This window comes from Clostridium lamae (genome assembly GCF_033043255.1).
Classification (GTDB): domain Bacteria; phylum Bacillota; class Clostridia; order Clostridiales; family Clostridiaceae; genus Clostridium; species Clostridium lamae.
This window is the reverse complement of record NZ_JASCQJ010000026.1, coordinates 34,265-47,915: the sequence shown is the minus strand read 5'-3', so window position 1 is coordinate 47,915 and position 13,651 is coordinate 34,265. Positions and strand designations below refer to the sequence as shown.

13 protein-coding genes are annotated in these 13,651 nt (G+C 27.0%); 11 read left to right on the top strand and 2 right to left on the bottom strand.

The genetic code is table 11. From position 1 onward, the window contains the following. From QK892_RS12550 to QK892_RS12540, 3 genes are all read left to right on the top strand, one after another. The coding region (locus tag QK892_RS12550; RefSeq protein ID WP_317273880.1) for a M48 family metallopeptidase at nt 1-541 on the top strand (541 nt) is incomplete at its 5' end. A gap of 127 nt (nt 542-668) precedes the next feature. Then, complete coding sequence (locus tag QK892_RS12545; protein WP_317273879.1) at nt 669-896, top strand: TIGR04540 family protein; 228 nt, start codon at nt 669-671, stop codon at nt 894-896. 67 nt (nt 897-963) lie between these two features. Then, complete coding sequence (locus tag QK892_RS12540; protein ID WP_317273878.1) at nt 964-1,587, top strand: NUDIX hydrolase; 624 nt, start codon at nt 964-966, stop codon at nt 1,585-1,587. A 91-nt stretch (nt 1,588-1,678) separates the two neighbouring features. Here the strand turns inward: QK892_RS12540 and QK892_RS12535 are convergent, their stop codons facing one another. Beyond that, nucleotides 1,679-2,965: an NCS2 family permease gene (locus QK892_RS12535; protein ID WP_317273877.1), complete on the bottom strand. Its 1,287-nt coding sequence runs from the start codon at nt 2,963-2,965 to the stop codon at nt 1,679-1,681. Between the two features lie 308 nt (nt 2,966-3,273). Here QK892_RS12535 and QK892_RS12530 point away from each other — a divergent pair, with 308 nt between their 5' ends. Then, nucleotides 3,274-3,540: a metal-sensing transcriptional repressor gene (locus QK892_RS12530; protein ID WP_317273876.1), complete on the top strand. Its 267-nt coding sequence runs from the start codon at nt 3,274-3,276 to the stop codon at nt 3,538-3,540. A gap of 10 nt (nt 3,541-3,550) precedes the next feature. Continuing rightward, complete coding sequence (locus QK892_RS12525) at nt 3,551-3,757, top strand: heavy-metal-associated domain-containing protein (RefSeq protein ID WP_394855031.1); 207 nt, start codon at nt 3,551-3,553, stop codon at nt 3,755-3,757. A gap of 197 nt (nt 3,758-3,954) precedes the next feature. On the opposite strand, the gene QK892_RS12520 is transcribed toward QK892_RS12525, so the two are convergent. Continuing rightward, complete coding sequence (locus QK892_RS12520; protein WP_317273875.1) at nt 3,955-4,398, bottom strand: MarR family winged helix-turn-helix transcriptional regulator; 444 nt, start codon at nt 4,396-4,398, stop codon at nt 3,955-3,957. Nucleotides 4,399-4,575: 177 nt separating this feature from the next. On the opposite strand from QK892_RS12520, the gene QK892_RS12515 reads away from it, so the two are divergent. The 6 genes from QK892_RS12515 to QK892_RS12490 all read left to right on the top strand — a co-directional run bounded on the left by QK892_RS12515 (nt 4,576) and on the right by QK892_RS12490 (nt 13,632). Beyond that, complete coding sequence (locus tag QK892_RS12515; protein ID WP_317273874.1) at nt 4,576-6,822, top strand: ABC transporter ATP-binding protein; 2,247 nt, start codon at nt 4,576-4,578, stop codon at nt 6,820-6,822. After that, nucleotides 6,819-8,678 (top strand): ABC transporter ATP-binding protein, encoded by a 1,860-nt coding sequence (locus tag QK892_RS12510; RefSeq protein ID WP_317273873.1) that lies wholly within the window; start codon nt 6,819-6,821, stop codon nt 8,676-8,678. The genes QK892_RS12515 and QK892_RS12510 overlap by 4 nt, the downstream gene beginning before the upstream one ends. Before the next feature lie 174 nt (nt 8,679-8,852). Continuing rightward, nucleotides 8,853-10,016 (top strand): galactokinase, encoded by a 1,164-nt coding sequence (locus tag QK892_RS12505; protein ID WP_317273872.1) that lies wholly within the window; start codon nt 8,853-8,855, stop codon nt 10,014-10,016. An 11-nt stretch (nt 10,017-10,027) separates the two neighbouring features. After that, entirely contained in the window at nt 10,028-11,014 is a 987-nt protein-coding gene (galE, locus tag QK892_RS12500; protein ID WP_317273871.1) for a UDP-glucose 4-epimerase GalE, read from the top strand. A gap of 7 nt (nt 11,015-11,021) precedes the next feature. Continuing rightward, complete coding sequence (gene galT, locus QK892_RS12495) at nt 11,022-12,539, top strand: UDP-glucose--hexose-1-phosphate uridylyltransferase (RefSeq protein ID WP_317273870.1); 1,518 nt, start codon at nt 11,022-11,024, stop codon at nt 12,537-12,539. A gap of 76 nt (nt 12,540-12,615) precedes the next feature. Then, on the top strand, nt 12,616-13,632 hold the full coding sequence (locus QK892_RS12490) for a LacI family DNA-binding transcriptional regulator (RefSeq protein ID WP_317273869.1): 1,017 nt from the start codon (nt 12,616-12,618) through the stop codon (nt 13,630-13,632). The last annotated feature ends 19 nt before the right edge of the window (nt 13,633-13,651 follow it).

Below are 13,651 nucleotides of genomic sequence, written 5' to 3'. Positions count from 1 at the left end.
ACTAGTAAAAAAACAGAAATGGATAATAAGTAATTATAATAAAATAATGAATGAACATTATAATACTTCAAATAAGATAATATTTTTAGGAAAAGAGCTTTTACTTAAAATAGTGGATTCTAATTATGAAAAAATTGATATAGATGATGAAATTATAACTATAAAAACAAAAAATACTGATTCTGATAATGTAAAATTAACATTATCAAATTGGTACAAAGAGCAAGCCAATGCAATAATAATAAAAAGAACAAATGAATTAGCATATAAATACTCTTTACATCCATCTAAAATTTTAATTAGAAATCAAAAAACTAGATGGGGGAGTTGTAATACTAAAAAAGAAATTCGCCTAAATTGGCGACTTATATTAGCTCCTCCTTATGTTATAGATTATATAATAGTACATGAACTTTCTCATTTGAAGCATATGAACCACTCAAGTGATTTTTGGAAATTAGTTGAAAATTATAATAAAGATTATAAAAAAGCTGAAGATTGGCTTAAGGAAAATGGTATTAAAATTATGAGAATAAATTAAAAATTATCTTTTAGAGGGTAAATTTTATAAATTTATGTTTTAAAGGAGTTCAAAATATACTAGAAAAAAATTATAATAAACATTATAATTATTTTGTAATTAGAATAAAAAATACAAGGAGATAAATATGAGAACAGTATATAGAAATCCAAAGGAATTAGCAACTTGTTTAAAGGATCTAGTAGATAATTACTTAGAATTCCTAATAAGTTATGATGAACTAAGTGCTAAAGTGAAAAAAATAGTTTCCGCTAACGAAGAAAGAATTTATAAAGAAGGAAATTTTTCTTTAAAATTATATCCTTATTTAGGTGACGAAAGAGTAGAAATTATAAATAAGATTATATCAGAATAGAATGTTTATGCCTCCATAGAAGTTATTTCCTAAGGAGGCTTTATTATAAATAAAAGGAAGAGAGAATATGTTGAATGAGATAATTAAAAAATATAACGATTATATTCCTTATATTAATGGCTGGAATAATATGAAAAGGGCAGCTGTAGCAATATTATTAGTAGATATAGAAAATGAAACGAAAATACTCTTTCAAGTAAGGGCACTTCATATGAGAACTCAACCAGGTGATATATCATTACCAGGTGGAAGAATAGAAAATAATGAAAATCCCCTGGAAACTGTTGAAAGGGAAATTTGTGAAGAACTAGGATTAGATAAAGAAGATTTTGAGATAATAACTCCTTTAGATATATTAGTAACTCATTATGGACAGATTGTTCACCCATTTTTAGGTTATATAAAGAATTTTAATAATATTGATATTAATAAGGATGAAGTTGATCATATTTTTTTAGCACCAATTGATAAGCTAATAAAAAATGATCCATTGCAAAATATAAGTAAAATTAATGTTGAAAGAAATAAAAGTTTCCCTTATCATTTGATTAATGGTGGCGAAAAATATAAATTTAAAGAAGGCGTATATAAATCACTTTTTTATAATTATAATAAATATGTAATATGGGGTATGACAGCATTAATAATTGAAAATTTTCTAAACTTTATAAAAAATGACCAAAATAAATAGTTAATAATTTTGAATTAAAAATAAACTCCTTAATGTACTTGGCTTGTCAAGTCATTAAGGAGCTTTAAATTTTATATTTATATATTAAAGTCTATATTGTACTAAGTAATAGATAAATAATAAAAGTAAATGCTATTAAATACATTACTATAGAAATATCTTTATATTTTTTAGTAGCAATTTTCATTATTACATAAGATATAAATCCAAATGCAATTCCATCAATTATACTAAATGTTAAAGGAATTAATACTATTATTAAAAAGCTAGGAATAGCTTCAGAAATATCATTAAAATCAATATGTACTATTCCTTTAATCATTAAGCTTCCTAATATTATTAGTATAGGTGCTATAACTTCATTAGGAATTACATTAACGAAAGGTATAAGTATTAAAGTTATAAGTAATAATATACCTGATATTAATGAAGTAAGTCCAGTTTTTCCACCAGCAGCAATACCGGCAGTTCCTTCAACTGTTGATACTGAAGGACTAGTTCCAAGAAAACCACATGCTATTGTAGATAAAGCTATAGAATTTAATGCTTTATTTTGTTTTTCAGGAGCCTTTAAAAGTCCATTAATTTGACCATGTAATAAACCTATATTCTCAAAAACTATAACTAAAGTTAAAGAAAATGTTGAAATCCAAAACTTTATGTTCATTATTTCACTTAAATCAATATTAAAGAATATATCTTTATATTCTGAAAAATTAGGTAGTGAAAAGGATAAATTACTTGTATCAACAAATTTAAGTACAATTGCTATTATAGTACCAGTAATTATACTAATTAAAAAGCTTCCGGGAATATTCTTAGCAAATAATATTAATGTTAATATGAAAATAAATATAAAGAATAATATTCTTGGATTTGAAAGATCTCCAATTTTAACAAATGTTGTGGGGTCAGATATAATAAGTCCACTTTTTTGAAGTCCTAAAAATGTTATAAAAAGTCCTATACCTATAGTAATAGATTCTTTTATTGAACTTGGAATTGATTTATCTAAAATCTTAGATAAAGGTGTAATTGCTACCAATAGAAATAGTATTCCAGCAATAACAACACTTGCTAATGCTTGATTAAAAGTTAATCCCATACCTAATATTATAGTATAAGTAAATAATGCATTAATTCCCATTCCAGGCATAACTACTAAAGGAGTATTACTTATTATCGCAACCAGTAAACATCCTATAAAAGATGCAAAAACAGTTGCAATAATTAATGGTTCTTGTGATATCCCTCCATCACTTAGAATACTTGCATTAACTATAATAATATATACTGCAGCAAAAAAAGAAGTCAAACCTGCTATTAGCTCGGTTTTAAAATTTGTCTTATGTTCTTTTAGTTTGAATAATTTGTCCATCCTTTCTGTAAAACCTCTTTTCTTTATCCCTCACCCTCCCACATCTTTGATGCGCTATTATTATATCATTAAATTCAATTATGAAAATAGAAAATTTTCAAAAAAATCATAAAAGTCAACAAAAATATCAAAATATCACCATATTTTTAGTTTTACTTCTTATTAAATTATTATGTATAAATTTTTAATGAAATGTTGATTATTATTCATATAGATAGAAATAGTATTTATTAGAAGTGCTATTGACAAAATTTTTATTAACACTATAATTTAATTATGTACACCCCGATGGGGTGGGGAGGTGTAATATGAATAATGAAAGAAAAAAAGCTTTGCAGTCTTTGAAAACTGCTAGGGGACAAATTGATGGAATAATAAAAATGATTGAAGAAGATAGATATTGCATAGATGTATCTAATCAAATATTTGCATCACAATCTTTGTTAAAAAAAGCTAATTTAATAATTTTAGAAAATCATTTGTCACATTGTGTGAAAGATGCGTTTATAAATGGAAATGGCGATGAAAAAATCAATGAAATAATGAAAATACTAGACAAAGTAATAACAAGATAAAGGAGAGGTTATGATGAAAAAAACAATAAATATTGAAGGTATGAGCTGTAATCATTGTGTATCACATGTAAAGGAAGCATTAACAGATATAAATGGAGTCAATGTTTTAGAAGTAAGTTTAGAAGAAAAGAAGGCCATAGTAGAAACAGAAGTTGATAACAGTATATTAATTAATGCTATTGAAGATGAAGGCTATGATGTTAAATCAATCGAATAATATACTTAATATAAAAATAGAACAAATAATAAATAATAAATAATAAATACTAAATAAAATAATTTTATTACAAAGTAACTTTTGTATAATTCATAACATAGAGGGATTATTCCCTCTACATAAAAGATAGAAAAATATGATGCTAGCGTGACTTGGATCCTTTTATGGAACGGCTAGCATCATATTTTTTATCTTTTTTATTCCAGTTTTGAAATTATTTCATTCATATTATTTATTATGGAGTCTAATCTCATTAAATCATTTTCTTCAAGAAAAGAAAGTCTATTAGTTAAATTGGATTTCATCTCTAATTTCTTTTCATTAATAAATATATAGCCTTTCTCTGTAAGTTCAATATTATATTTACGCCTATCTTTTGGATCTGTATATCTAAGCACAAAACCTTCATTGATTAATTTATCTATAATAGGAGTCATATTGGGTTTTGATATATCTAAACATTTAGCTACATCTGAGACGGACATTGTTTTTTTCTTTGCTAAATAAAAAATTACTTTCATATGAGATAGAGGCATATTACTTCCTTTAATCATTTGGTTTGGATTTAAAAGTTTATTATGTATATTCATGAATAAATCTAATAAATTATCTGTTATAGTCATCATTTCATTATTATTCATAAAATCCTCCTATATTTTTTATTTTATTATAAACTAAAAAAAAAAGTTATACAAGTATAATTGTTATTGACATATAATAGTTATGAAAATATAATTAGTATATTATATGCACGTATATTTATAGTAGCGTATATTTATAATATAGTTAATACATATTTTGAAAGGAGATAAAATAAAATGATGAAGCTATCAAAGTATTTGAAACCATTTATAGGTTCTATCATTGTTATAATAGCATTACTATTTATTCAAGCTGTTAGTGAGCTATCACTTCCAGATTATATGTCCAATATAGTTAATGTAGGTATTCAACAAGGTGGAGTTGAAAATTCGGTTCCAAAAATAATAAGAAAAAGTGAAAAAGAAAAGCTATCACTTTTTATTGATGATAATGACATCAATAAAGTAGAGGATAACTACAAATTAATTAGTAAAGATAATTTAACAGAGGATGAGTATAAAGATTATCTAACTAAATATCCTTTATTAGAGAAAGAGGATTTATATGAGCTTAATACAAAAGATAAAACCATAATAAATGAGTTAAATAGTATTTTAGCTAAACCAGAACTAATAGTTTATGGAATAAATTCTGATAATTTAGATGATTTCGATTTTAGCAACGGAAATGGTGAAAATGCTATTAATAATTTGCCAGAAAATGTAGATATTTTCACAATTCTTAAGAACTTACCAAAGGAACAACTTAATGATTTAATAAAAGGTATAAATGAAAAGTTTGATGAAATGCCTGAAAGTATGATTAAACAATCAGCTGTATCATATGTTAAAGCAGAATATAAAGCAATAGGTATTGATATAGATAGTTTACAAACTAGGTATATATCAATAGCTGGACTTAAAATGCTTGGCATAGCATTAATTAGTATGATTGCTACTGTTATCGTTGGATTATTATCAGCTAGAATTGCAGCTGGTATTGGAAAAAATTTAAGAAGAGATGTATTTAAAAAAGTAACAAACTTTTCAAATACTGAATTCGATAAATTTTCTACTGCTTCTTTAATTACTAGAAGTACAAATGATATACAGCAAATTCAAAGTTTAATGGTGATGTTATTTAGAATAATATTTTATGCTCCAATTTTAGGAGTAGGTGGAGTGTTAAAAGTATTAAGAACAGATACTAATATGACATGGACTATTGCTATAGGAGTAATATTAATAGTATTACTAGTAAGTATATTATTTTCTTTTGCAATGCCTAAATTTAAGTTAGTACAAAAATTAATTGATAAGTTAAATTTAGTAACAAGAGAAAGTTTAACAGGTATGTTAGTTATACGAGCTTTTAGTACACAAGAGTATGAAGAGAAGAGATTTGATAAAGCAAATCTTGATTTAACTAAAACAAATTTATTTGTTAACAGACTAATGTCTTCAATGATGCCAATTATGATGTTAATTATGAATGGATTAACACTACTTATAGTTTGGGTTGGTTCACATCAAGTTGATTTAGGGAAGATGCAAGTAGGAGATATGATGGCGTTTATACAATATGCTATGCAGATAATTATGTCATTCTTAATGATTTCTATGATATCAATCATGCTTCCACGTGCATCTGTATCGGCTCAACGTATTAGTGAAGTTATATATACTGATTTATCTATTAAAGACAAAAAAGAAACTAAAGAGTTTGAAAGTTCAAAGAAAGGGTATGTAGAATATAAAAATGTTAGTTTTAAATACCCTGGTGCTGAAGACTATGTTATTAGAGATATAAGTTTTATAGCTAAACCTGGGCAAACAACAGCAATAATTGGAAGCACAGGTAGTGGAAAATCTACTTTAATTAATCTTATGCCTAGATTCTATGATGTTACAGAAGGTAAGATAGAAATTGATGGTGTAGATATTAGAGATGTTAATCAAAAAGATCTAAGAGAAAGAATTGGTTATATTCCTCAAAAAGGAGTACTATTCTCAGGGACTATCGAAAGTAATCTAAAATATGGTTCAGCTAATGCAAAAAAAGAAGATTTAAAGAAGGCAGCTGATATAGCACAAGCTGCAGAATTTATAGAAGCTAAACCCAATAAATATGAAAGTGAGATATCTCAAGGAGGTACTAATGTATCTGGAGGGCAAAAACAAAGATTATCAATTGCTAGAGCTTTAGTAAAAAAACCTGAAATATATATATTTGATGATAGCTTTTCAGCTTTAGATTTTAAAACTGATTCTGCATTAAGAAAAGCGATAAAGGATAATATTAAAGATGCAACAATGATAATTGTAGCTCAAAGAATAAATACAATAAAAGATGCAAATCAAATTATAGTTTTAGATGAGGGAAAAATTGCAGGGATAGGAACTCATAAAGAACTTTTCGAAAACTGTGAAGTATATAAGCAAATAGCTTTATCACAACTTTCAAAGGAGGAACTAATGTCATGAGTAATGATGTAAAAGGTAGAAGACCTGGTGGCTTTGGTGGTCCAATGGGAGGAATGAATCTTGCTGGTGGAAAAGCCAAAGATTTTAAAGGGACATTAAAAAAATTAATGGATTATTTAAAACCATACAGAATATCAATAATAATAGTTTTAATATTTGCTATTGGCAGTGCAGCTTTTTCTATTGTTGGACCTAAAATATTAGGAAGAGCAACTACAAAATTATTTGAAGGGTTAGTAAGTAAAATTTCAGGTGAAGCAGGTGCGGGTATAGATTTTACTTATATAGGAAATATAATTGCCATCTTAGTAGTTTTATATGTAGTTAGTGCAATCTTTGCTTTTATTCAAGGATATATAATGTCAGGTATAGCTCAAAAAGTTTCATATAACTTAAGAAAAGAAATTTCATTAAAAATAAATAAAATGCCATTGAAGTATTTTGATAAAATGACTCATGGAGAAGTTTTATCAAGAGTAACGAATGACGTAGATACTGTGAGTAATACTTTAAATCAAAGTTTATCACAAGTATTTACATCTATTACAACTTTAATCGGTGTAGTAATTATGATGCTTTCAATAAGTGTTTCAATGACAATTGCTGCGCTATTGATAGTTCCATTATCAGGATTATTTATATCATTTGTTGTTAAGAAATCTCAAAAATACTTTAAAAAACAACAAGAATTTCTTGGTCATGTTAATGGGCATGTTGAAGAAATATATAGTGGACATAATATAATGAAGGCTTTTAATGGTGAAGAGAAAGCTGTTGAAGAATTCAATGATTTAAATAAAACTCTATATAATTCAGCTTGGAAATCTCAATTTTTATCTGGCATGATGATGCCAATAATGACCTTTGTAGGTAATATAGGATATGTCGCAATCACAATTTTAGGTGGATATTTAACTGTTAGAAATTATATAGAAGTTGGTGATATTCAATCCTTTATTCAATATATTCGATCTTTCAATCAGCCAATAGCACAAGCTGCTCAAATTGCGAATGTATTGCAATCAACTGCAGCAGCTGCTGAAAGAGTTTTTGAATTCCTAGAAGAAGAAGAAATAATTGATGATGGAGTTAACCCAATCGATATTGAAGAAATAAAAGGGCAAGTTACATTTAAAGACGTTCATTTTGGATATAATGAAGATAAAATAATAATCAATGATTTTTCAAGCAAAGTAGAGCCAGGACAAAGAATAGCTATAGTTGGACCAACTGGAGCAGGAAAAACAACAATAGTTAAACTATTAATGAGATTCTATGAGTTAAATAGCGGCGAAATATTGTTAGATAACTATAATATTAATGATTTTAAGAGAAATGATATAAGAAGAATATTTGGAATGGTACTTCAAGACACATGGCTATTTAATGGAAGTGTTATAGAAAATATTAGATATGGTAATTTAAAAGCAAGTGATGAAGAAGTGATAGAAGCTGCAAAAGCGGCTCATGTTGATCATTTTGTTAAAACACTACCTGATGGATATAAAACTGAATTAAATGAAGATGCAAGCAATGTATCACAAGGACAAAAGCAATTGCTTACTATAGCACGTGCGATTCTAGCAGATCCTAAAATATTAATCTTAGATGAAGCAACAAGTTCTGTTGATACAAGGACAGAAGTTCTTATTCAAAAAGCTATGGATAATTTGATGAAAGATAGAACTAGTTTTATAATTGCTCATAGATTATCAACTATAAGAGATGCTGATTTAATTTTAGTAATGAATGAAGGAGACATAGTTGAGCAAGGTACTCACACAGAATTGTTAAATAAGAATGGTTTTTATGCATCATTGTATAATAGTCAATTTGAGAATTCAGAAATATCATAAATTTAATTGGAAATACAAAAGGTGGTTAAGTGTTAAAGCTTAACCATCTTTTTCTGCTTAGTAAAACTTAGTAAAATTATTGGTAAAATTATTAGTAAAACTTTATTGATAATGTTTTCTTTATATGCTAGACTTAAATGGTAAATATTTATAAATATATATAGGAGAGATATTATGAGAGAGGAAATTAAAAATACCTTTAAGAATATTTTTGGTGAAAATGGTAAAGAGAGATACTTTTTTTCACCTGGAAGAGTTAATTTAATTGGAGAGCATACTGACTATAATGGTGGTAATGTATTTCCTTGTGCATTGAGTTTTGGAACTTATGGTGTTATAAGGCTTAGGGAAGATGAAACAGTAAGAATGTTTTCTAGTAACTTTGAAGAAGTTGGTGTGATAGAATTTTCTTTAAACAATATTAAATTTGAAAAAGCACATGATTGGGTTAATTATGCTAAGGGTGTAATTGATGTAATGAAAAAACATGGATATAATATTAATAAAGGCTTTGATGTAGTTATTTACGGTAATATTCCAAATGGAGCTGGATTATCTTCATCTGCATCATTAGAACTTTTGATAGCAGTTATGATAGATAGCTTATTTAATTTTGAAATAAATAGAGTTGATTTGGTTAAATTTTCTCAAGAAGCTGAAAATAAATTTGTAGGTGTTAATTGTGGAATAATGGACCAATTTGCTATAGGTATGGGAAAGGAAAATAATGCTATACTATTAGACTGTAATACTTTAAAATATAATTATTGTCCTATAGAGCTAAAAAATGAAGTGTTAGTTATTGCTAATACCAATAAAAGAAGAGGATTGGCAGATTCTAAATATAATGAGCGTAGAAGTGAATGTGAAAAAGCTTTAGAAGAATTAAAAGTAAAACTTAATATTAGTTCATTAGGTGATCTTACAATTGATGAATTTGAAAAAAATAAAGAGTTAATTAAAGATGAAATTAGATTGAAAAGAGCAAAGCATGCGGTATATGAAAATCAAAGAACATTAATGGCGAAAGATGCTTTAGAATCAAATGACTTAATTACTTTTGGTAAGCTTATGAATGAATCTCATATATCTTTAAGAGATGACTATGAAGTAACAGGTATAGAACTTGATACATTAGTTGAGCTAGCTTGGAACCATAGTGGAGTTTTAGGCGCTAGGATGACAGGTGCTGGTTTTGGTGGTTGTACAGTAGCATTAGTAAAAAAAGATAGTGTTGAGGATTTTATAAAAACTATTGGACAAGGATACAAAAATAAAATAGGATATGAAGCTAGTTTTTACATTGCTGAAGTTGGAAATGGAACTAGGGAAATTTAGGAGGTATTAATATGATTTTAGTTTGTGGTGGAGCAGGTTACATTGGTAGTCATGCAGTATATCAATTAATTGGAAGAGGAGAAGAAGTAGTCGTTGTAGATAATTTAGAAACAGGACATAAAGAAGCTGTAAATTCTAAGGCTAAATTTTATAATGTTGATATAAGAAATGAAGAAGAATTAGATAAAGTATTTAAAGAAAATAATATTACAGAAGTAATTCATTTTGCTGCTAACTCTTTAGTAGGTGAAAGTATGACTAACCCATTAAAATACTATAACAATAATGTACATGGAACAGAGGTTTTATTAAAAGTTATGGTAGCAAATGATGTTAAGAAAATAGTATTTTCATCAACAGCAGCAACTTATGGAGAAGCTACTAGAATGCCTATAGTTGAAACAGATAAGACAGAACCAACTAACGCATATGGTGAAACTAAATTAGCTATGGAAAAAATGATGAAATGGGCTGATATAGCACATGGAGTTAAATATGTATCATTAAGATATTTCAACGTAGCTGGTGCTCATGTAAGTGGAAGTATAGGAGAAGATCATAGTCCTGAAACACATTTAATACCATTAATATTACAAGTTCCCCTAGGAAAGAGAGAATTTATATCAATTTTTGGAGAGGATTATGATACTGAAGATGGTACTTGTATTAGAGATTATATTCATGTTATTGATTTAGCAGATGCACACATCTTAGCAATAGATTATTTAAGAAATGGGAATGAAAGTGATATATTCAATTTAGGTAATGGAAATGGATTCTCAGTAAAAGAAATGATAGAAGCTGCTAGAAAGGTAACTGGACATGAAATACCAGCTAAAATATGTGAAAGAAGAGCTGGTGATCCTGCTAGACTTATTGCCTCTTCTGAAAAAGCAAGAAAGACATTAAAATGGGAACCTAAATTTGATAACGTTGAAGATATAATAAATTCTGCATGGAAATGGCATAAAAACAATCCTATGGGATTCAACAAGTAGGTGTAACATGAGAATTTATAGAGAAATCAAAAGATTAATTAATTATGGTATAAAGCATAATTTATTTACTGAAGATGATGTTATTTTTGTGAGAAATTCATTGTTAAGTATTTTGAATCTAGATGAATACGAGAATGTAGAATTAGAAGAAGAGGATTTAAACACTCCTACACTTATTCTAGATAGTATATTAAATTTTGCTTTTGAAAATGGAGTTTTAGAATCTAATACTCCAATTTATAGAGATTTATTAGATACTAAAATTATGGCAGTATTAATGCCAAGACCTTCAGAGGTAATAAGAACTTTTAATGAAAAGTATAAAGATTCAAAGGAAGAGGCTACATCTTATTTTTATAATATTAGTACTGCTTGTGACTATGTTAGAACAGATAGAATTGCACAAAATATGGTTTGGAAAAGTAAAACAGAGTATGGTGAGTTAGATATAACTATTAATTTATCAAAACCAGAGAAAGATCCTAAAGCTATAGCAGCTGCTAAAAATATGCCTGCTGCTAAGTATCCTAAATGTCTTTTATGTAAAGAAAATGAAGGATATAGAGGGCGTATAAATCATCCAGCAAGACAAAATCTAAGGATTATTCCTTTAACTTTGAAGGATGAAAAATGGTATTTACAATATTCACCGTATGCATATTATAATGAACATTGTATTGTTTTTTCTGAAAATCATGTTCCAATGAAGATTACAAATAGTACTTTTGATAGATTGTTAGAATTTGTTGAGAAATTTCCACATTATTTTGTAGGTTCAAATGCGGATTTACCTATTGTTGGAGGCTCAATATTAACACATGATCACTATCAAGGTGGTAATTACGAATTCGCTATGAATAAAGCAGAAAATTATACTGAGTTCCAATTAAAAAATTATGATAATATTCAATTATCTATTGTAAAGTGGCCTTTAGCTGTACTAAGATTAAAAGGTAATAATAGATTGGAAATAAGTGAATTAGCTTACAAAATATATAATCATTGGAGAAAATATAATGATTATAAAGTTGGAATTTATTCATTCACTGATGATACTCCTCATAATACTATAACTCCAATAGCTAGGAAAGAAAATGATAATTATATTCTTGATTTAGTTTTAAGAAACAATAAAACAAGTGAAGAATATCCAGATGGAATTTTTCATCCACATAGTGAACTCCATAACATTAAGAAAGAGAATATTGGATTAATAGAAGTGTTAGGACTTGCAGTTCTTCCATCTAGATTAAAAGATGAACTTCAAATAATAAAAACATCTTTAACTACTATGAAAGATGATATATATAATTATGATAATATGAAAATTCATTATGATTGGTATGAGACAATAAAAAATAATAATAAAAATATAACAATTGATAATGTTGACTCTATAGTTAAAAATGAGGTTGCTAATGTATTTACTAAGGTACTAGAGCATTGTGGTGTATTTAAATGGGATGCTGAAGGGAAAGAAGCAATTAATAGATATGTAGAAAATTTAAAAATATCAATTAATTAATACTAGAGATGAGGCATTTCATATGCCTCATCTTAATTATATTTAAATATATACTATTATAATGGAGGTGATTACTATGGCAACCATTAAAGAGATTGCAAATGCTGCAGGGGTTTCTATTGCAACTGTATCTCGAATATTAAATTTTGATAAGACTCTTAATGTTTCTGAGGAGACAAGAAAGAAAGTTTTAGGAATTGCTGAAGAAATGAATTATGTAACTATAAAAGAAAGAAAAAATAAGCTTAAGAATTATACTATTGGAATTGTATGCTCATTTAATGAAACTAAAGAATTGAATGATCCATATTTTCTATCAATTAGAATGGCAATAGAAAAAAAATGTATTGAAGATAATATAGGTTTCAAATCTTTATATTTTAGTAAAATATTAAAAGATGATACATATAATTATAAAGGATTAGATGGAATAATTGCCATTGGTATTTTTGAAAAGGATGAAATAATAAGATTAAAGCAATTATCACCTAATATTATCTTTATTGATTCTTCACCAGAAGAATGGGAATTTGATTCCATAGTCGTTGATTTAAAATATGGTGCTAAAAAAGCACTTGATTATCTATATAACTTGGGACATAGGGATATAGGTTATATTGGGGCTAAGGTTATTCCACATAATAGTTATAACAATGGAATTGAATTAATAAATTATAGAGAAGCTACTTATAAAAACTTTATGATCAATATTAATAATTATAAATCAGAATGGATTTTTAAAGGAAATTTCACACCAGATGATGGTTATGCATTAATGAAGCAAGCATTGAAATTAGAAAAAATACCTTCTGCATTTTTTATTGCTAGTGATCCTATGGCTATCGGAGCGTATAAGGCTATTCAAGAAGAAGGGTACAATATACCTAATGATATAAGTGTAGTTGGATTTGATGATATAGCTACTGCTCAATATTTATCTCCTTCTCTTACTACGGTTAAGGTATTTACAGACTATATGGGGGAAACAGCTTTAGATACTTTAATGGAAAGGATAAGAGAGGAAAGAGATTTAAGTAAAAAAATAGTGTTACCAGTTAAATTAATTATAAGAGATAGCTGTAAAGCTATATAATGTATATCCTATAAAATTT